The sequence below is a fragment of the Nocardioides sp. genome (assembly GCF_035697785.1).
Classification (GTDB): Bacteria; Actinomycetota; Actinomycetes; order Propionibacteriales; family Nocardioidaceae; genus Nocardioides_B.
Window position 1 is genome coordinate 39,776 of record NZ_DASSCL010000064.1, and the last position, 18,025, is coordinate 57,800.

Annotated in this window: 20 protein-coding genes; 8 read left to right on the plus strand and 12 right to left on the minus strand. The window is 70.9% G+C overall.

All coding sequences use genetic code 11. The features are described from left to right. Nucleotides 1-5: 5 nt before the first annotated feature. Entirely contained in the window at nt 6-1,397 is a 1,392-nt protein-coding gene (locus tag VFH10_RS06420; RefSeq protein ID WP_325127101.1) for a wax ester/triacylglycerol synthase family O-acyltransferase, read from the minus strand. An 11-nt stretch (nt 1,398-1,408) separates the two neighbouring features. Further along, the gene (locus tag VFH10_RS06425) at nt 1,409-2,077 is read right to left on the minus strand and encodes an SDR family oxidoreductase (protein ID WP_325127103.1); all 669 of its coding nucleotides are present in this window, start codon (nt 2,075-2,077) and stop codon (nt 1,409-1,411) included. Between the two features lie 46 nt (nt 2,078-2,123). On the opposite strand from VFH10_RS06425, the gene VFH10_RS06430 reads away from it, so the two are divergent. From VFH10_RS06430 to VFH10_RS06440, 3 genes are all read left to right on the plus strand, one after another. Further along, the gene (locus VFH10_RS06430; RefSeq protein ID WP_325127105.1) at nt 2,124-3,191 is read left to right on the plus strand and encodes a DNA polymerase IV; all 1,068 of its coding nucleotides are present in this window, start codon (nt 2,124-2,126) and stop codon (nt 3,189-3,191) included. Nucleotides 3,192-3,319: 128 nt separating this feature from the next. Next, nucleotides 3,320-3,646 (plus strand): hypothetical protein, encoded by a 327-nt coding sequence (locus tag VFH10_RS06435; protein ID WP_325127107.1) that lies wholly within the window; start codon nt 3,320-3,322, stop codon nt 3,644-3,646. Between the two features lie 122 nt (nt 3,647-3,768). After that, complete coding sequence (locus VFH10_RS06440; RefSeq protein ID WP_325127109.1) at nt 3,769-5,097, plus strand: threonine/serine ThrE exporter family protein; 1,329 nt, start codon at nt 3,769-3,771, stop codon at nt 5,095-5,097. Here VFH10_RS06440 and VFH10_RS06445 read toward each other — a convergent pair. From VFH10_RS06445 to VFH10_RS06460, 4 genes are all read right to left on the minus strand, one after another. Continuing rightward, nucleotides 5,063-5,608: a DUF402 domain-containing protein gene (locus tag VFH10_RS06445; protein ID WP_325127111.1), complete on the minus strand. Its 546-nt coding sequence runs from the start codon at nt 5,606-5,608 to the stop codon at nt 5,063-5,065. The two genes, VFH10_RS06440 and VFH10_RS06445, sit on opposite strands and share 35 nt — an antisense overlap. 9 nt (nt 5,609-5,617) lie before the next feature. After that, nucleotides 5,618-5,983: a hypothetical protein gene (locus VFH10_RS06450; protein ID WP_325127113.1), complete on the minus strand. Its 366-nt coding sequence runs from the start codon at nt 5,981-5,983 to the stop codon at nt 5,618-5,620. Between the two features lie 84 nt (nt 5,984-6,067). Then, nucleotides 6,068-6,892 carry an SDR family NAD(P)-dependent oxidoreductase gene (locus VFH10_RS06455; protein ID WP_325127115.1) on the minus strand — a complete coding sequence of 275 codons (825 nt, stop codon included), beginning with the start codon at nt 6,890-6,892 and terminating at the stop codon, nt 6,068-6,070. Beyond that, on the minus strand, nt 6,889-8,406 hold the full coding sequence (locus tag VFH10_RS06460; protein ID WP_325127117.1) for an NAD(P)/FAD-dependent oxidoreductase: 1,518 nt from the start codon (nt 8,404-8,406) through the stop codon (nt 6,889-6,891). The genes VFH10_RS06455 and VFH10_RS06460 overlap by 4 nt, the downstream gene beginning before the upstream one ends. A gap of 72 nt (nt 8,407-8,478) precedes the next feature. On the opposite strand from VFH10_RS06460, the gene VFH10_RS06465 reads away from it, so the two are divergent. After that, entirely contained in the window at nt 8,479-9,147 is a 669-nt protein-coding gene (locus VFH10_RS06465; RefSeq protein ID WP_325127119.1) for a TetR/AcrR family transcriptional regulator, read from the plus strand. A 76-nt stretch (nt 9,148-9,223) separates the two neighbouring features. Here VFH10_RS06465 and VFH10_RS06470 read toward each other — a convergent pair whose 3' ends face one another. The 4 genes from VFH10_RS06470 to VFH10_RS06485 all read right to left on the minus strand — a co-directional run bounded on the left by VFH10_RS06470 (nt 9,224) and on the right by VFH10_RS06485 (nt 10,744). After that, on the minus strand, nt 9,224-9,367 hold the full coding sequence (locus tag VFH10_RS06470; RefSeq protein ID WP_325127121.1) for a GPGG-motif small membrane protein: 144 nt from the start codon (nt 9,365-9,367) through the stop codon (nt 9,224-9,226). Nucleotides 9,368-9,463: 96 nt separating this feature from the next. Then, nucleotides 9,464-9,748, minus strand: coding sequence for a Fe-S cluster assembly protein HesB (locus VFH10_RS06475; protein WP_325127123.1), 285 nt, complete (start codon nt 9,746-9,748; stop codon nt 9,464-9,466). A gap of 102 nt (nt 9,749-9,850) precedes the next feature. Continuing rightward, the gene (locus tag VFH10_RS06480) at nt 9,851-10,285 is read right to left on the minus strand and encodes a VOC family protein (RefSeq protein WP_325127125.1); all 435 of its coding nucleotides are present in this window, start codon (nt 10,283-10,285) and stop codon (nt 9,851-9,853) included. A gap of 9 nt (nt 10,286-10,294) precedes the next feature. Further along, nucleotides 10,295-10,744, minus strand: a complete 450-nt coding sequence (locus tag VFH10_RS06485) for an AraC family transcriptional regulator (protein WP_325127127.1) — start codon at nt 10,742-10,744, stop codon at nt 10,295-10,297. 54 nt (nt 10,745-10,798) lie between these two features. Here VFH10_RS06485 and hrpA point away from each other — a divergent pair, with 54 nt between their 5' ends. Then, nucleotides 10,799-14,683, plus strand: coding sequence for an ATP-dependent RNA helicase HrpA (hrpA, locus tag VFH10_RS06490; RefSeq protein ID WP_325127129.1), 3,885 nt, complete (start codon nt 10,799-10,801; stop codon nt 14,681-14,683). 6 nt (nt 14,684-14,689) lie between these two features. Here hrpA and VFH10_RS06495 read toward each other — a convergent pair whose 3' ends face one another. Continuing rightward, the gene (locus VFH10_RS06495; RefSeq protein WP_325127131.1) at nt 14,690-15,520 is read right to left on the minus strand and encodes a class I SAM-dependent methyltransferase; all 831 of its coding nucleotides are present in this window, start codon (nt 15,518-15,520) and stop codon (nt 14,690-14,692) included. A gap of 113 nt (nt 15,521-15,633) precedes the next feature. Between VFH10_RS06495 and VFH10_RS06500 the strand changes: the two genes are divergently transcribed. The 3 genes from VFH10_RS06500 to VFH10_RS06510 all read left to right on the plus strand — a co-directional run bounded on the left by VFH10_RS06500 (nt 15,634) and on the right by VFH10_RS06510 (nt 17,789). Further along, complete coding sequence (locus VFH10_RS06500; RefSeq protein WP_325127134.1) at nt 15,634-17,058, plus strand: DUF222 domain-containing protein; 1,425 nt, start codon at nt 15,634-15,636, stop codon at nt 17,056-17,058. A 36-nt stretch (nt 17,059-17,094) separates the two neighbouring features. Continuing rightward, complete coding sequence (locus VFH10_RS06505; RefSeq protein WP_325127135.1) at nt 17,095-17,331, plus strand: hypothetical protein; 237 nt, start codon at nt 17,095-17,097, stop codon at nt 17,329-17,331. A gap of 62 nt (nt 17,332-17,393) precedes the next feature. After that, a complete protein-coding gene (locus tag VFH10_RS06510; RefSeq protein ID WP_325127136.1) occupies nt 17,394-17,789 on the plus strand; it encodes a VOC family protein in 396 nt (131 codons plus the stop codon). A 67-nt stretch (nt 17,790-17,856) separates the two neighbouring features. Here VFH10_RS06510 and VFH10_RS06515 read toward each other — a convergent pair. Further along, nucleotides 17,857-18,025 (minus strand): 2-oxo acid dehydrogenase subunit E2 (locus VFH10_RS06515; protein WP_325127138.1); only part of this gene is annotated, 169 nt, incomplete at its 5' end.

The following is an 18,025-nucleotide window of genomic DNA, read 5'->3' on the forward strand; positions in this document are numbered from 1 at the left end:
GACTCCTAGACAGCGGCGGCGGTCTCGAGGTCGGTCAGCTCGTCGTCGAGGTGGGTGAGCAGGCGCTGCAGGTGCGGGACCGTGCGCCGGCAACCGGTGAGGCCGAATCCCATGTTGCCGGCGTACGACGTGCAGGTGATGTTCAACGCCATCCCGTGGATCGGGATCGACAGCGGGTACATCCCGACCAGCTCGGCGCCGTTGAAGTAGTGCGGCACCCGGGGACCGGGCACGTTGGAGATGATCAGGTTGAACGGCGGCCGGGTGAACCCGGACATCTTCAGCAACGGCGGCAGCACGGCTGGGGCCAGTCCGATCGCGCTCATCGCCAGGATCTGCAGGGGCGTCATCGTGCCGAGCGCCTCCTTGCCGTCGCGCATCGAGCGATGGATCGCTCGGAGCCGCTTGCCCGGGTCCGCGACGTCGGTGCCGAGCTTCACCATCACCGCGCCGACCGCGTTGCCGCCCTCGACCGAGGCGAGCTGTGACTGCTTGACGTTGAGGCCGACCGGCACCATCGCCACCAGGGTGGTGTCCGGCAGCGCGTCGAGCTCGCCGAGGTAGCGCCGCATCGCGCCGCTGACCATTGCCAGCACCACGTCGTTGATCGTGGTGCCGGTCGCCTTGCCGACCGCCCGCAGCCGCTCGACCGGCCAGTCCTGCGCCGCGAACCGCCGGGAACCGGTGATGTTCTTGTTGAGGATCGTGCGCGGTGCGTAGAACGACAGCGCAGAGGTCTCGTTGCGCATCCCGCGCGTGAGGGTCCGCACCAGGGCGCCTGGCAGCCCGGCCGCGTCGGCGCTGAGGCCCCAGGCGCTGCGGAAGGCGCTCGTCGGCACGCGGCCGGGGTGCAGGTCGGCGTCCGACCGCTGCCGCTCCGCATCTGTGGCGGGCTGCACGGCCCACGGCGGCGGCATCCCGCGCCGGGACGGGTCCGTGGACAGCACGCTCTGCAGCAGCCGCATTGCGGAGACGCCGTCAACCAGGGCGTGGTGCATCTTGGAGTACATCGCCATCCGGCCGTCGCGCAGGCCCTCGATGACCGTGGTCTCCCACAGCGGTCGCTCGGGCGCGAGCCGGGTGCCGTGCAGCCGCGAGCACAGCTCGAGCAGCTCCCGGACCCGTCCCGGCTTCGGCAGGGCGCCGTGCCGCACGTGGTGCTCGATGTCGAACTCGGTGTCCTCGGTCCACGCCCACTGCCCGCCGGTGGCGACAGACCGGTGCGGACGTTTGATGAACAGCGGGGCGACGTCGTCGGCGGCGAGCATCGCCTCGTACATCTCCCGCACGAACATCCGGTCGGCGTCCTCGGGACGGCGGAACAGCTGCAGACTGCCGACGTGCATCGGCTGGTTCCGGTTCTCCGCGAGCATGAACGCCGCGGACGTCGGATCCATCGGGGCGAGCATCAGCTCCCCTCGGTGCCGTCGTAGGGGACCTCGGCCCGCCAGGAGTCCTCGGGCTGGTGGGCCGCCGCGAAGATGGCGTCCGCGATCAGGTCCGGGTCGAACGGCGTGCCGCGTTTGAGCGTGCCCCTGACCGTCACCGAGACCGCCCGGATGCCGTGTGGCTCGAGGGTCCGGTCGAGGCTGCGGACGAGGTTGCGCAGGCCGGCCTTCTGCACGCCGAGGGAGGCCGCCTCGTGCCAGGGCTCGTCGGCGGCCATGCTCCCGGTCGCGGTGACCCGCGCGCCCTCGGACATGAACGGTCTGGCTGCCTGGACCGCGGTGAGCAGTCCACCGACGCCGAGCGCGACGTCCTCGAGCAGCTCGTCGACGGCGAGCGTGAGTGGGTCCTTCTGCCGGAACGCGCTGGGGTTGAAGTGCAGCACGTCGATCCGGTGGGCGTGGTCGCCGAACCGGGTGATCGCCGCTCGCATCCCCTCCTGGTCGACCACGTCCACCGCCGTCCAGCCGGTGGTGATCCCCTCGCCCTGCAGGGTCTTGCCCAGCTCGTCCAACTGGTCGGCCGGCAGCCCGATCAGCGCGACGTCGTACCCCTCGCGGCCGAACCGCCGCGCCACCGACGCGCCCATGCCGGGTCCTGCGCCCACCACCACGATCACCGGGTTGCTCATGCCCCGACCCTAGGGCGTCGCCGCCGCGGCCGGGCAGACTGTCGGCGTGAGCGAGTCGACCCGGACCGACTGGGTGCTGCACGTCGACCTCGACCAGTTCATCGCCGCTGTCGAGGTGCTGCGCCGCCCCGAGCTGGCCGGCCTGCCCGTCGTCGTGGGCGGCCGTGGCGACCCGACGGAGCGCGGCGTGGTGTCGACGGCGTCGTACGAGGCGCGCGAGTTCGGCGTGGGGTCCGGGATGCCGCTGCGCACCGCCGCGAAGAAGTGTCCCGACGCGGTGTTCCTCGCCGTCGACGCGCCGGCGTACGAGGCGGCGTCCGTGCAGGTCATGGACACGCTCCGCGGCTTCGACGTGCCCGTGGAGGTGCTCGGCTGGGACGAGGCGTTCATGGGGGTGCGCACCGACGACCCGGAAGGCTTCGCCGACGACGTGCGCGCCGCGGTGCTCGACGCCACCCGGCTGCACTGCTCGGTCGGAGTCGGTGACAACAAGCTGCGCGCCAAGATCGCCACCGAGTTCGGCAAGCCGCGGGGGCGGTTCACGCTGACGGCCGAGAACTGGTTCGAGGTGATGGGGGAGCGGCCCACCGACGCGCTGTGGGGGATCGGCCGGAAGACCGCCGCCAAGCTGGCCGGGCTCGGCATCCGGACGGTGCGCGAGCTGGCCGAGACGGAGGCGCAGGTGCTGGCCGACCGGCTCGGCCCGACGATGGGACCGTGGTACCGACGGCTCGGGCGCGGGGTCGACAGCTCCCCGGTGGACGCCTCGCCGTACGTGCCCCGCGGCCACGGCCGGGAGGAGACCTTCCAGCACAACCTGACCGACTGGGACGAGGTCGCCGAGGCGGTCCGTCGGCTGGCCCGCACCGTGCTCGACGACATCCGCCGGGAGGGGCGACCCGCGGTCCGGGTCGGCATGAAGATGCGCTACGCCCCGTTCGAGACGCGGACGCGGAGCCTGACCCTGCCCGCGGCGACGGTCGAGGAGCCGGTGATCGAGGCGGCGGCGCTGGACCTGCTCGGCCGCTTCGACCACGCCCGGGCGGTGCGCCTGGTCGGGGTCCGGTTGGAGATGGCGCCGCCACTCGGAGCCGATCACCCCGAAACGGACTGATCCGTCTAGTCATTTCGGGCCATTTCCGTCATCGAAGGACCATAAAACCGGTTCAGTTGCGGACAGGCCGTCGCTTCGGCTTTACGGTCGAGGTTCCATATCCGCTTCTGTGACCCTGGGAGAATCACATGACGCGCAAGCAAGCAACGCAGCGTGCCCGCACGCTGCGTATCGTCGGCGCCATCGGCGCCGGCACGCTCGTCCTCGGCATGATCACGGTCGGTGCCGCAGTCGCGGCCGACACCGGATCGTCCGATGTCCGCAAGTCCGTCACCGCGCCGGGAGGCAAGAAGTCGCGGGAGGCGACTCCTGCGGTCGACGGCAAGAGCCCGAAGAAGTCGCGCGAAGCCCGCCCGGTCGCCGACGGCCCGAACCCGAAGAAATCCCGCGAGGCGACCCCGGTGGCCGACGCAAGGAACCCGAAGAAGTCCCGCGAGGCCGCTCCCCGGAGCTGATCCCGCACGCAGCTGCAGCATCGAGGCCCCCGTGTCCGTCGGACACGGGGGCCTTCGCGTGAGCAACCCCACGTCCGCCGGCTCGCGCCGCCAGTCCCGGATTCGTCAGACTGGACGTCGCCATGGCTGACAACACCGACACCTACAAGACCCTCGACGTGGCGCTCCGGATCGGGGAGATGCTGCTCTCGTCGGGGGCCGGCGCGGCGGACGTCACCGCCACCATGTGGTCGGTCGCGCATGCATGCGGCATCCGCAACGTCGAGGTCGACGTCACCTTCACCACCCTGACGCTGAGCCATCAGCCCAGCGCCGACGAGCCGGCGCTGATCCAGACCCGGCACGTGCGGCACCGCGACATCGACTACGAGGACCTCACCCTCGTCGACCACCTGGTCCGTGACCTGCTCGCCGGCGTGATCGACCGCGACGAGGCGCGGTCCCGGCTAGCACGGGTCGTGTCCTCGGGTCACCGGCGGCCGCGCTGGGCGGTCAGCCTGGGCTTCGGAGTGATGGGTGCCGGTGTCGGCATGCTCCTCGGCGGAAACCCGACCGTGATCGTGATCGCCTTCGTGGCCGCCGTCGGCATCGACCTGCTGCTCCGGTGGATGTCCCGTCGGCGGCTCCCGGGCTTCTACCAGCAGGTGGCCGGCGGGCTGCTGGCCACCCTGCTCGCGGTGACCTCCGCGGCCGTCGGGCTCGACGTGGACCCGTCGCTCGTCGTCACCACCAGCATCGTGATGCTGCTGGCCGGGATCGGCTTCATGGGAGCGATCCAGGACGCCCTGACCGGCTTCCCGCTCACCGCCGGGGCCCGCATCCTCGAGGCCATCCTGGCGACCGCCGGAATCATCGCGGGGGTGAGCGGTGGGCTGACCGTCGGGCAGATGCTCGGCGTCGACCTCGGTCGGCTCGACCCCGGGGTGTCCACCCTGTCGGAGGCCACCATGGTCGTCGCGGGTGCGGCGATCTGTGCGGGCGCGTTCGCGTTCTCGTCGTACGCGCCGTTGCGCAGCCTGCTGCCCATCGCGCTGATCGCCGGTGTCGCCTCCCTGGTCCTGGGACTCGTGGAGGAGCTGGGCTTCAGCAGGGCCTGGTCCGCGGCCGTCGCCGCCCTGTTCGTGGGCCTGGTCTCCTACGCGGCGGCGGGCCGGGTGCGGGTGCCGCCGCTCGTCGTGGTGGTGTCGGCGATCGTGCCGATGCTGCCCGGACTCTCGATCTACCGCGGGCTGTCGCTGCTGGCCGCGGGCGGCAACGGGATCCTCTCGCTGATGGGCGCCGCCGCGATCGCCATCGCGCTGGCGTCGGGCGTGATCTTCGGCGAGTACGCCGCCCAGCCGCTACGCCGCGAGGCCCGCCGGCTCGAGCAGCGGCTCTCCGGGCCACGCCTGGTCGGTCCGGTGCGGGCCAGGCAGGTCAAGAGGAAGAAGAAGACGGAGCCAGTCGGCTGAGCCACCGCCGGCCGACGTCGCTCGCGAACGGCCCGCGCCCGGCCAGCACGTCCTCACGCACCCGGTCGCACGAGGAGGCCGCGAGCCTGACCAGTTCGGCGGGGTAGTCGTAGCGCACCCGGTGGTCGGCGAACTCGTCCTCGTCGTCGACCCACACGCGCCCGCTGCGGCCGCGCAGCACGTCGAGGTCGAGGTCGACCATCAGGACGGTCGTCCGGCCCCGGGCGGTCTCCCAGGTGGGCACGGTCGTGATGTCGACGTACAGCTCGACGTGTGGGTCACCCGGAGGCAGCGGGTGCTCGCCGTAGAAGGTGGCGACGAAGCCGCGGTCGGGTGGCACCAGGCTGACGAAGTGGCTCGGTGAATCGAACGCGGCTCCGGGCCGCGCCACCCGCGTGCCGGCCGGGGCGCCGACCCAGGTGCCGTGCTCGTCGTCGCCGAGCACCCGCGCGTCGTACTCCCAGTGCGGGCGGCCGCGCCACTTGGAGAAGACCATCCGCACCGAGCTCACGGGTGCAGCCTAGGTGTCGTCGGGCTCCGCGGGCTCGCACGGCACGAACGCGTGCTCGGCGCAGTTGAACCAGTACGGGCCGACTCGCAGCGCGTGGAAGTGCGGGTAGATCACCCGGAACGTCGGGAACAGGCCGAGGACGTCGGAGAGCCGGGCCGGGTCGTGGTGCCGCCAGACCAGCTCCTCACCGTCCTCCAGGGAGATCAGCAGCCGGTCACCGTCGACGGTCAGGCCGCCGACGCGCAGCGACGGAGACCGGAGCGCCTGGCCCTGGTGGATGTAGTGCATCTGGTGGCCGGGCGCGTAGCTCGCGCACGCCGTCGCGGTGGTGCCCGCGGGCGCCTTGCCCGCGCCGGTCCAGGAGTCGACGCTCAACAGGATCCCCCCTCGTCGCCGTCCAGCTACCGTAGGGTGTGGCGCCGACAGCCAGGGAGCCCCAAAGTCAGGGGTCCGGTGGTCCTAGGGGGCCAGGCGGCGCGCCGCCCGGGCGACCATCGACTGGTAGCGCGGACCGACCAGCCGGACGAGCGCGTCCAGGATCTTGGCGTCGGCACCGACCACCACGCGCGGGCGGTCGGCCAGGATCCCGGCGACGATGATCTCGGCGGCGCGCTCGGGCGTCATCCGCGCGAGCTTGGTGTCGAAGTGCCGGGCCACCTCGGCCTGGTCGTGCGAGGCGGTGGCCCGGGCGTTGCGGGCGATCGCGGTGCGGATGCCGCCGGGGTGCACGCAGGTGACCTGGACCGGGTGCCGGGCGACGAGCATCTCGGTGCGCAGCGCCTCGGTGAAGCCGCGCACCCCGAACTTGGCCGCGTTGTAGGCGGTCTGCCCGGGCATGCCCAGCAGCCCGAACAGGCTGGAGACGTTGACGACGTGCCCGTCGCCCGAGGCGATCAGGTGTGGCAGAAACTCCTTGGTGCCGTGCACGACACCCCAGAAGTCGACGTCCATGACCCACTCGAAGTCGTCGTAGGACACCTCCTCGAAGTCACCGTGCAGCGCAACTCCGGCGTTGTTCACCATCACGTTGACCCGGCCCAGGTCGGCGGCGACGGACTGGGCGTACGTCCGCATCGCGTCCCGGTCGCGCACGTCGAGCTTGTCGGTGCGCGGCTCCCTGTTGGCCCGCGCCTGCACGAGAGCGGCCGTGTCCATCAGCCCCACCTCGTCCCAGTCGCTGAGCGCCAGGTGCGAGCCGCGGTCGGCGACCTCGACGGCGAGCGCCCGGCCGATGCCGGAGCCGGCGCCGGTGATGACGACGACCTTGCCGTCGAGCGTCCTCACGCCGTCACCCTTCGGTCGGTCGGGGCGGGTACGCCGGAGCGGGTGGTCGTGACGTACTGCTCGGGGTCGAACCGGGACAGCAGCCGCCGGAACGTGAATGTGGTGCGTGGCCAGAGCGTGGTGTTGCGGCCGTGGGCGTCGAGGTACCAGCTCGAGCAGCCGCCGGTGTTCCACACGCTGCGCGCGAGCCTGCGCTGGACGTCTGCGTTCCACCTTCGCTGCGCGCCGAGCCGCGGCTGCACGGAGGTCAACCGGTCGCTGCGCATCCGGCTCAGTGCGTCGAGGATGTAGGCGATCTGCGACTCGATGATGAACACCATGCTGGAGTGCCCCAGGCCGGTGTTCGGGCCGACGATCTGGAAGAGGTTGGGGAAGCCGTGGAAGGTCGTGCCCTTGTAGGCCGCCATCCCGTCCTCGCTCCAGACCTCTGCGAGCGTGCGGCCCTCGGCACCGGTGATGTGGCCGGCGATCGGTTGCTCGGTCGTGTAGAAGCCGGTGGCGACAACGATCGCGTCGACCTCCCGCTCGACGCCGTCGGCAGTGACGACCGCGCTGCCGGTGATCTTGGTGATCGGGTTGGTCACGAGGTCCACGTCGTCGCGGGCCAGCGCGGGGTACCAGTCGTTGGAGATCAGGATCCGCTTGCAGCCGATCTCGAACGTGGGTGTGACCTTGGCGCGCAGCGCGGGGTCGGCGATGCCCCTGGCGATGTTCGCCAGGGCGGCCTTCTTCGCGGGGGCGGCGAGCCCGGGGTTGACCGTGAAGCCGGGGACGAAGCACTCCCGACCCCAGTAGATCGCGGTGCGGTAGAGCCGCTGCAATCCGGGGAGGTGTCGGAAGCCGAGTCGCTCCGCCGTCGTGTAGTCCCGGTCGCGGCGCGGCATCACCCACGGGGCGGTGCGCTGGTAGACGTCGAGGTGGGCCACCCGGTCCGCGATCTCGGGCACGATCTGGACCGCGGAGGCGCCGGTGCCGATCACGGCGACCCGCTTGCCGGTGAGGTCGTAGTCGTGGTTCCACCGGGCGGAGTGGAAGATCTCGCCGTTGAAGCCCTCGATCCCGTCGATGCCGGGCATCCGCGGCTCGGACAGCCCGCCGGCGGCGGCCACGACCACGTCTGCGGTGACGGTCCCCGCCGTCGTACGCACCGTCCACGACGCGTCGTCGTCGTGCCAGGCGGCGTCCTCGACGGCAGTGCCGAACCGGAACCGGTCGAGCACTCCGGCCTCGTCGGCGACGCGGCGAAGGTAGGCCTGGATCTCCGGCTGCGGGGAGAACGACCGCGACCAGTCGGGGTTCGGGGCGAACGAGAACGAGTACAGCTGCGAGGGGACGTCGCAGGCGGCGCCGGGGTAGGTGTTGTCGCGCCAGGTGCCACCGACCTCGGTGCCCTTTTCGACGACGAGGAAGTCGGTCTCACCGTGCTGCTGGAGGCGGATCGCCGTCCCGAGACCGCCGAACCCCGCACCGATCACGAGGACTCGGACGTGGGAGGGGAGCGGGGCGGAGGGCATGCCGCCGAACATACCGACGGTATTGAACGGGCGTCAATAGCGCTGTTGAAAGTTGTTCAGTAGAGTCGCGGCATGAGCGCCGTCGGTTCCGGCCATCCCCGCGGCGCCGGCCGCGTCCGGATGACGCCCGACGGCCGGCGCGAGCAGCTGCTCGACCTCGGGGTCCGGCTGCTGTCGACGCGGTCGGTCGACGAGCTGTCGATCGACATGCTCGCCGAGGAGGCCGGAATCTCGCGCGGCCTGCTCTACCACTACTTCGGCAACAAGCGGGACTTCCACCGGGCGGTGGTGCGCAAGGCGGCCGACGACCTGATCCGGGTCACCGCGCCGCCCGCCGAGGGCGAGCCCCTGGAGCGGCTGGCGACCTCGCTGGAGGCGTACGTCGACTACGTCATGGCCAACTACGAGGGCTATGCGTCGCTGGTGCGCGGCGCGGGCAGCGGCAACGCCGACCTGCTCGAGATCTACGAGGAAGCGCGGGCCGCGCTCACCGACCGGATCTTCGAGACCCGGACGGACGGGGTCGCCGACGGGCGGCCGCTGCTCGACGTGCTGGGAGTCGCGGACACCCCGGCCACCCGGCTGATGGTGCGCGGCTGGGCGGCGATGACCGAGGACGTGGTGCTGACCTGGGTGCGCGACCCGGGCGGCGTCGACAAGCGAGATCTGCTCGCGATGCTGGCCGCCGCCCTGCCCGGCGTACTGCCCGGCGTACTGCCCGGCGCACTGCCGGACGCCTGACCGGACGCGCACGAACGGCTGGACCGCCCGCGTCGTGCGGACGGTCCAGCCGTGGTGTAGCTGTGTCGTGCGGGTGTCAGGTGAAGATGCTGACCCCACCCGGACCGACGAGCAGGCCGAGCACGATGAGCACGATGCCCATGAGCACGCCGCCGCGGACCAGGGTGATGATGCCCCAGATGACCAGGGCAACCGCGATGAGCCAGAGAATGAATGCCATGTTGTTCTCCCTTCCTGACCCAACATGTGCCCGCCGGGAGGGAGTTCAAACGTCCTGATTCCGGACGTCTGGACGTGCTCTCCGGGCGGCCGGGGCTCAGGCCTGGGGAGCGATCGTGAACTGCACGCCGCCCTTGTCGTCGACCTGCGCGTCGAGGATCTTGTCGTCGAGGGTGTCGGCCGCGACCCCCTCGAGGAACACGCGGGCGCCGTCCTCCTCGAGCACCTGGTCGCCGGGCAGCGGCGCCTCGCTCGGGATGACATGCAGCGCGGGGGAGTCGGGAGCGTCCTGGCTGATCCGCAGGCCGGCCTCCTCGGGGCCGCCGGTCTGGTCGACCAGGGTCTTGACGACGGTGCTGGCGTTCTCGGTCAGGGTGAGCACGAGTGCTTTCTCCTTCGGTTGATCGCTTCGCTGACCTCCCACCCTGCAGGTCGTGCGGACCGCGTTCAAATCGAGGCGATGCCCGTCCACATGACGGTAGGGCTAGGCGTCCTCGAAGTCCTGAGCCGTGTAGGCCCTCTTCTCCACGAGCACCAGCGTGTTGCCGGAGCTGTCGCGGGCCAGCGCCTCGACGCCGTACGGCCGCTCCGCAGGCGGCTGCAGGAACTCGACGCCCTCGGCGCTGAGCTCCTCGTAGGTTTTCCGGCAGTCATCGACGTCGAGGCCGGCGGCGTGCATGGTGCCCGCGTCGAGCTCGCGGCGGATCGCGTCGGCCAGCGTCCCCGAGAGCGGAGGTCCCGGCACCTGCAGGTTGAGCGCGAGCTCGGGCTGGTCGGGGTGCACGACGGTGCACCACCGGTACCCCTCGCCGAGCGTGATGTCGTCCTTCGGCGCGAAGCCGAGGACCTCGGTGTAGAACTTCTTGGCGTCGTCGATGTCCTTGACCCAGACACCCACGATCGAGACGTTGGTGATCATGTGGCCAGGCTAGGAGGACGGCGCAGGCGGTGGCTTCTCCTGGCTTGCGGACGTCTCGGCGAGGCCCCAGAGGAACACGAAGCACCCCGGGATCCGCGGCGCTCCGTCGGCGTACCGCTGCTGGAACTCGGTCGGGCTGACCCCGACCAGTGCCCGGAACCGCGAGCTGAACGAGCCGAGGCTGGTGAACCCGACCGCGTGACAGACCTCGGTCACCGTGAGGTTCGTGGCCCGGAGCAGGTCCTGCGCACGTTCGATGCGGCGCTGGGAGACGTACGCGGCAGGGGTGAGGCCGTACGTCGCCTTGAACAGCCGGAGGAAGTGGAACTTCGACAACCCCGCGGCGTCGGCCAGCCGGTCGAGGTCGAGAGGCTGGGCGAACTCGCGGTCGGCGAGGTCGCGGGCTCGGCGCAGGTGCACGAGCACGTCTTCCGGAACGGCGGAGACAGCGCTGGCCACGTGCCGATCTTCCCAGGAATCCCGGTTGCGCGCCCTTCGTAGACTTCACGGGTCATGTCGCAGGCCACCCGCACCCCTCGTCGCCGGAGGGGCCCTCGTCGGCAGCGGTTCAGCCCCGCGCAGGTCGAGGCACGCCGGGCCCTGGTCCCGGAGGTGCGGTATCCCCCCGAGCTCCCGGTCAGTCAGCGACGTGAGGACATCGCGGCGGCGATCCGGGACCACCAGGTCGTGATCGTGGCCGGCGAGACCGGCTCGGGGAAGACCACCCAGCTGCCCAAGATCTGCCTCGAGCTCGGCCGTGGCGTGCACGGCATGATCGGGCACACCCAGCCGCGCCGTATCGCGGCCCGGAGCGTGGCGGAGCGGATCAACGAGGAGCTGGGCGGTCCCGGGCTCGGGGAGCCAGGCGGTGCGGTCGGCTACCAGGTGCGGTTCACCGACCGGTCGAGCCGGGACACGCTGGTGAAGCTGATGACCGACGGCATCCTGCTGGCGGAGCTGCAGCGCGACCGGATGCTCTCGGCGTACGACACGCTGATCATCGACGAGGCGCACGAGCGCAGCCTCAACATCGACTTCATCATCGGCTACCTCAAGCAGCTGCTCCCGCGTCGGCCGGACCTCAAGGTCGTGATCACCTCGGCCACGATCGACCCCGAGCGCTTCGCCGCTCACTTCGCGAGGCCGGACGGGACGCCGGCGCCGATCGTCGAAGTGTCCGGGCGGACCTACCCGGTCGAGGTGCGCTACCGCCCGCTCATGACGGTGGCCGGGGAGGATGATCCGGACGCCGTCGACGCCGAGGGCGAGGTGCTGGTCAGGGACCAGACCGAGGCGATCGTCGACGCGGTGCAGGAGCTGATGCAGGAAGGGCCGGGCGACATCCTGGTGTTCCTGCCCGGGGAGCGGGAGATCCGCGACACCGCCGATGTGCTGGAGAAGGGTGGTCTCGACAAGCTGGACCACCCCAGGCGCGTCGAGATCGTGCCCCTGTTCGCCCGGTTGTCGGCAGCCGAGCAGCACAAGGTGTTCGCGCCGCACACCGGCCGTCGGGTCGTGCTCGCCACCAACGTCGCCGAGACATCACTGACCGTGCCGGGGATCAGGTACGTCGTCGACTCCGGCTACGCGCGGATCTCGCGGTACTCCTACCGCACCAAGGTGCAGCGGCTACCCATCGAGGCGATCAGCCAGGCGTCCGCCAACCAGCGCAAGGGCCGGTGCGGCCGGGTCGAGGCGGGCATCTGCATCCGGCTGTACTCCGAGGCCGACTTCGACTCGCGTCCCGAGTTCACCGACCCGGAGATCCTGCGCACCAACCTTGCCTCGGTGATCCTGCAGATGACCGCGCTCGAGCTGGGGGACGTCGCGCGGTTCCCGTTCGTCGACCCACCCGACCAGCGCAACGTGAAGGCCGGCGTGCAGCTGCTGGAGGAGCTCGGGGCGTTGCGGGTCGACGGTGGCTCCCGGAGGCTGACCGGTCTCGGGCGGCGGCTGGTCACCCTGCCGGTCGATCCGCGACTGGCCCGCATGGTGCTGGAGGCGGACCGGCGCGGCTGCCTGCGCGAGGTGCTGGTGATCACCGCGGCGCTGTCGATCCAGGACCCGCGCGAGCGGCCGGTGGAGACCCGGGCGCACGCGGACCAGCTGCACGCGCGCTTCCGCGACGAGACCTCGGACTTCCTGACCCTGCTCAACCTGTGGCGCTACGTGAAGTCCCAGCAGCGCGAGCTGTCGTCGTCCGCGTTCCGGCGGATGTGCCGCGCGGAGCACCTCAACTACCTGCGCATCCGGGAGTGGCAGGACCTGGAGTCGCAGCTGCGGCAGGTGGCGAAGCAGCTGAAGCTGGGGGGCTCGACGGGCTCCACCACCGGCTCCGCGGGCGAGCCCGATGCCGACGGCATCCACCAGGCGCTGCTGTCCGGTCTGCTGTCCCACATCGGCCTGCGCGATCCCGAGAAGCGCGACTACCTCGGTGCCCGCAACGCACGGTTCTCGGTGTTCCCCGGCTCGGGGCTGTTCCGCAAGCAGCCGCAGTTCCTCATGTCCGCTGAGCTCGTCGAGACGTCGAAGCTCTACGCCCGCGTCAATGCGGCGATCCGCCCCGAGTGGGCCGAGGAGCTGGGCGCCTCGCTGGTGAAGCGGACCTACTCCGAGCCGCACTGGAGCAAGAAGCGTGCCGCCGTGATGGCCTACGAGCGGGTCACCCTGTACGGCGTACCCCTGGTGGCGGACCGGCTCGTGTCCTACGCGAAGGTCGACCCGGCACTCGCCCGCGAGCTGTTCATCCGGCACGCGCTGGTGTACGGCGAGTGGCAGACCCGGCACAAGTTCTTCGCGCGCAACCGGGCGCTGCTGGAGGAGGCCGAGGAGCTCGAGCACCGGGCCCGACGTCGCGACATCGTGGTCGACGAGCACACGCTGTTCGACTTCTACGACGAGCGGGTCGGAGCCGACGTGGTGTCCGGTGCGCACTTCGACTCGTGGTGGAAGCGGACCCGGCAGCGGGCCCCGGACCTGCTCACCTTCGACCCGGCGATGCTCGTGCGCGAGTCGGCCGGAGAGGTCACCGCCCACGACTACCCCGACGAGTGGCGCGAGGGCGACCTGAGCCTGCCGCTGAGCTACCAGTTCGAGCCGGGGACCGCCGCCGACGGTGTCACCGTCGACGTACCCGTGGCGACCCTCAACCAGGTGGACACGACGGCGTTCACGTGGCAGGTGCCGGGGTTGCGCGAAGACCTGGTGGTCGCACTGATCCGGTCGCTCCCCAAGCAGCTGCGGGTGAACTTCGTGCCGGCTCCGAACGTGGCGAAGGAGTTCCTCGCGGCCGCGTCGCCGGGGGAGGAGTCGCTGCTCGGCGCGCTCGGCCGGTTCCTGCGCGGGCGGAGCGGCGTGCACGTGCCGCCGGAGGCGTGGGACTGGAGCAAGGTGCCCGACCACCTACGACCGACGTTCCGCGTCGTCGACGAGCGGGGCACGGTCGTCGGCGAGGGCAAGGACCTGGAGAAGCTCAAGGAGCCGCTCCGGCCGAAGTTCCAGGCCGCGATGGCCGAGGCCGCGTCGTCATCCGGTCTCGACGTCAGCGGCGCGACGGCGTGGACGTTCGGCATCATCGAACAGACCTTCACGCAGACCCGGGCGGGTCACGACGTGCGCGGGTTCCCGGGGCTCGTCGACGAGGGCGGCTCCGTCGGGCTGCGCGTGTTCGGCTCCGAGCCGGAGCGGGACGCCTCACACCTGCGCGGGCTGCGACGGTTGCTGATGCTGGCCGTCCCGTCGCCGGCGCGCGCCATCGCGGACGGCCTGTCCAACGCCGAGAAGCTGTCGCTCGCCGGCTCGCCGCACCCCTCCGTCGCGGACCTGCTCGAGGACTGCGTAGCGGCCGCGGTCGACGACCTGGTGACGCGGCACGGCGGCCCGGTGTGGGATGAGGCGGCCTTCACGAGACTCACCGCAGCGGTGCGCGTGGACCTGCCGGAGACGACCCGGAGCGTCATGTACGACGTCGTGCGGGTGCTGGCGGTGTGGCGAGACGTCGACAAGGCACTCACCGGGTCGGTCGACATGACGATGCTGCCGGCGCTCGCGGACATGAAGGCGCAGGTCGGCCGGCTCGTGCAACGCGGGTTCGTCGGCGAAGCGGGGACGGTGTGGCTGCGGCACTACCCGCGCTACCTGGCCGCGGTGGCCGAGCGTCGTACCCGGCTTCCTGGAGACGTCGCGCGGGACCGCCGGCTGATGGACCAGGTGGTGGGACTGCAGGAGGCGTACCTGCACCGGCTCGACGCGCTTCCCGACGGTCGCCTGCCGAGCGCGGAGCTGCGCCGGGTCGGCTGGATGCTGGAGGAGTTCCGGGTCAGTCTCTGGGCGCAGTCGCTGGGCACGTCGTTCCCGGTGTCGGACACCCGGATCCGCAAGGCGCTGGACCAGGCCTGACGGTCCTCACGCCGGCCGCACCGCCTGGAGGGTGTAGCTGTGGGCGAGCCGCCACGGCCGGTCGCGCAGCCGGCACTCGCCGTTGGGCAGCTCCTCCATCTGGCCGGGCAGCGCGTCCCAGGGAACGCTGTCGTGCTCGACCAGCCCGGTGAGCTGCAGACCCTTGTCGAGCAGCGCCGTGACGATCTCGCCCAGTCCGTGGTTCCACTCGTGGGTGGTGGTGTGCTCGAACTCCACGTCGGTCTCGACGTAAGTGCCCTCGGAGTCGAACACCGTTGCCTCGGGGCGCTCGAAGTACGGGTACTCGACGACGACGAGACCGTCCGGGCGGGGGTCGGCGAGCGTCCAGAGCATCGGGTGCCCCTCGCGAAGGAACAGCCGGCCACCCGGCGCCAGCAGGGTCGCCACGACATGCGCCCATCGGCGGATGTCGGGCAGCCAGCACAGGGCTCCGATGCCGGTGAAGACCAGGTCGAACGTCTCGTGGCCCAGCGCCTCCGGAGCCGCGTAGAGGTCAGACTCGACGAACCGCACCTGTGCACCGGCGGCCTCGGCCAGCGTCCGAGCCTGCTCCAGGGCCGGGGCGCTGAAGTCGAGACCGGTCATCCGCGCGCCCAGCCTGGCCAGCGACACGGTGTCGGTGCCGATGTGGCACTGCAGGTGCACCCCGCGCTGACCCGACACGTCACCCAGGAGCGGCAGGTCGAACCGCACCACGTCCGAGATGTGCGTGGGATCTGAGGCGAACCGGTCCACGGAGTAGCCGGGCGACGCTGCATGCGCCACAGCGCGCTCGTCCCAGATCGCACGGTTGACCGCCCGGTAGTCGTCGTTCATCCCGGGATGCTAGTCCACCCCTCGCGGCGGTCATGCGTATCGAGGCCGATCCCGTTGTGCACAAGGGATATCCGGCGCTTAGAACTGTCGGTGGTCACCTCTAGGTTGAGGGTATGGAACCGGTGGTGGACGACCTCGAGCGGCGGGCTGTCGCCGACGCTTTGGTGTCCAACCACGCCGCGCTGGTCGAGGCGGAGTGCCGCGAGCTGGTGTTGGCGGCGCAGTGGGCGGACCTGCACGCCGCGGAGTCGATCGGCTCCGGGGTGGTGTTGCCGGGCCCCGAGCGGGCGCGGCGGTACGGCGGTGACGGGACGCCGTTCGCGGGTGCGTTCGCGGCCGCCGAGCTCGGTGTGCTGCTCGGCCGGTCGCACGTCGCCGCGGCCACGCTGATGGCCGACGCCCTCGACGTCCGGCACCGGCTCCCCAAGCTCTGGGCGGCGCTCACCGCCGGGCAAGTCCGCGTCTGGCAGGCCCGGCACGTCGCCTCCCGGACCCGGGCCACCGGCCTCACCCTCGCCCAGGCCCGGCAAGTGGACGAGACCACGACGCCGTACCTGACCACGCTGCCGTGGGGCCGGTTCGTCGACCTGCTCGAGGCCAGGATCATCGCCGCCGACCCCGACGCCGCCGAACAACGCCGAATCGCAGCGGAGCTGGACCGGTTCGTGGTCACCGGCCAATCCAACGAGCACGGCCTGAAGACGCTGGTGGCGAAGGCCACCGCGGGTGAGATCATCTACCTGGTCGCGATGGTGGACCGGATCGCCGAGATCCTGCTCCAACACGGCGACACCGACCCGGTCGGCGCCCGGCGATCCAAGGCGCTCGGCATCCTCGCGCACCCGGCCCGGGCACTCGCGCTGCTGCGGTCCGCGGTCGGTGACCAGGTCTCGACGGGCTCGACCACCGGTGGTGACCAGGTCCCGACGGGCTCGACCACCGGCGCGGTCTCGACGGGCACGACCACTGGAGAACTGCCGCCGGCCACCCTCTACGTGCACGTCTCCCGGGAATCGATGCAGGTTGGTGCCGGGGTGGCGCGGATGGAGGGCGTCGGCCCGATCACGATCGGCCAGGCCTCGGAGTTCCTGCGCCACTCCCACGTCACGATTCGACCGGTGATCGACCTGGACCAGGATCGTCCGGTGGACGGCTACGAGGTCCCGGACCGGCTCCGCGAACTCGTGCACCTTCGCTCCCCGGCCTCGGCGTTCCCCTGGTCCTCGGCCACCGGCCGAAAGATGGACCTCGACCACACCAGGCCCTGGATCGACACCGACACCGCCGGCCCACCCGGACAGACCCGGATCGAGAACCTCGGCAAACTCACCAGGTTCGAACATCGCGTCAAGACCCACGGCCGCGGCTGGCGACACCGACAACCCGAGCCCGGCGTCCACGTCTGGCGGACACCCACGGGCTACCAGTTCACCGTCGACCACACCGGCACCCACCCGGCACCGGTCCCGGAGACACCCGACTCGGCGTACGAACGCGCGCTCGCAGAACTGCTTTCAACCCACGCTCGCTCGGGCTGACTTGTTGCAGCGTCGTACCGAGCCGATACTGCACCGGTGGGCGTGCACAGCTACCTCGTCGAAGGCGTGTCCGGAACAGGAAAGACGGCGGTGTGCCAGGAGCTGCGCCCAGATCGGTTCGGCGGCACCCTTTACGCCTGGCTCAGCGGTCCGAACCCCGGCTACGGATTCAGCGCCAGCCCAACGGTCGACGACCTTGAGCAGCACCACGCGAACATTCGAACCTTCTTGTCGATGATCGACCCGGAGACTGGCTACATCGGCGACGCCTGAACCGCGCGACCCGCGACTCGCTGGCCAACCCAGGTGTGCCCTGCCACCCCTACGGTGAGCCCATGACGGCTTCCCATCTCGTGCATCATCTCGGCGTGTTCGCAAGTGACTTCGCCGCCAGCGAGTCCTTCTATACCAATGCCCTCGCGGCCCTGGACGTTCGAGCGGGTTACCGCACCGAAACGATCGCGGAGTACTGGATTCCCGAGCACGATGCCCCGAGCCTGTCGCTGGAGACCGCGCGGACGAGCGCAGAGGTGACTCGAGGCCTCCACCTGGCATTCGAAGCGGCGGATCGGGCCGCGGTCGACGCCTTCCATCAAGCGGCCGTCAGGGCGGGCGGGTCATCGCGGCACGAGCCGAGACACTGGCCCGAGTACGGGGCCTATGCCGCGTTCGTCAACGACCCCGACGGCAACAACATCGAGGCCCTCGTGAAGGAGGCCGACGTCTCCTGACCTGAGCAGGCTGCACGACGAGGGCCCGCTGCCATGACGGCAGCGGGCCCTCGTGCAGACGCGTGGGTCAGACCTCGAACTGGCCGGCCTCCAGTCGGGCCTTGACGTCGGAGAGGAAGCGCGCCGCGTCGGCGCCGTCGACCAGCCGGTGGTCGTAGGTCAGCGCCAGGTAGATCATGTGGCGCACCGCGATCGTCTCGCCGAGGTTCGGGTCGTCGATCACGACCGGCCGCTTC

What these genes read in the sequence shown, in the direction of transcription:
- VFH10_RS06460 (WP_325127117.1), bottom strand. Translation starts at nt 8,406, where the DNA reads ATGCCCTCCGCCCCGCTCCCCTCCCACGTCCGAGTCCTCGTGATCGGT.
- VFH10_RS06420 (WP_325127101.1), bottom strand. Translation starts at nt 1,397, where the DNA reads ATGGATCCGACGTCCGCGGCGTTCATGCTCGCGGAGAACCGGAACCAG.
- VFH10_RS06495 (WP_325127131.1), bottom strand. Translation starts at nt 15,520, where the DNA reads ATGAACGACGACTACCGGGCGGTCAACCGTGCGATCTGGGACGAGCGC.
- hrpA (WP_325127129.1), top strand. Translation starts at nt 10,799, where the DNA reads ATGTCGCAGGCCACCCGCACCCCTCGTCGCCGGAGGGGCCCTCGTCGG.
- VFH10_RS06500 (WP_325127134.1), top strand. Translation starts at nt 15,634, where the DNA reads ATGGAACCGGTGGTGGACGACCTCGAGCGGCGGGCTGTCGCCGACGCT.
- VFH10_RS06470 (WP_325127121.1), bottom strand. Translation starts at nt 9,367, where the DNA reads ATGGCATTCATTCTCTGGCTCATCGCGGTTGCCCTGGTCATCTGGGGC.
- VFH10_RS06510 (WP_325127136.1), top strand. Translation starts at nt 17,394, where the DNA reads ATGACGGCTTCCCATCTCGTGCATCATCTCGGCGTGTTCGCAAGTGAC.
- VFH10_RS06465 (WP_325127119.1), top strand. Translation starts at nt 8,479, where the DNA reads ATGAGCGCCGTCGGTTCCGGCCATCCCCGCGGCGCCGGCCGCGTCCGG.
- VFH10_RS06440 (WP_325127109.1), top strand. Translation starts at nt 3,769, where the DNA reads ATGGCTGACAACACCGACACCTACAAGACCCTCGACGTGGCGCTCCGG.
- VFH10_RS06425 (WP_325127103.1), bottom strand. Translation starts at nt 2,077, where the DNA reads ATGAGCAACCCGGTGATCGTGGTGGTGGGCGCAGGACCCGGCATGGGC.
- VFH10_RS06435 (WP_325127107.1), top strand. Translation starts at nt 3,320, where the DNA reads ATGACGCGCAAGCAAGCAACGCAGCGTGCCCGCACGCTGCGTATCGTC.
- VFH10_RS06480 (WP_325127125.1), bottom strand. Translation starts at nt 10,285, where the DNA reads ATGATCACCAACGTCTCGATCGTGGGTGTCTGGGTCAAGGACATCGAC.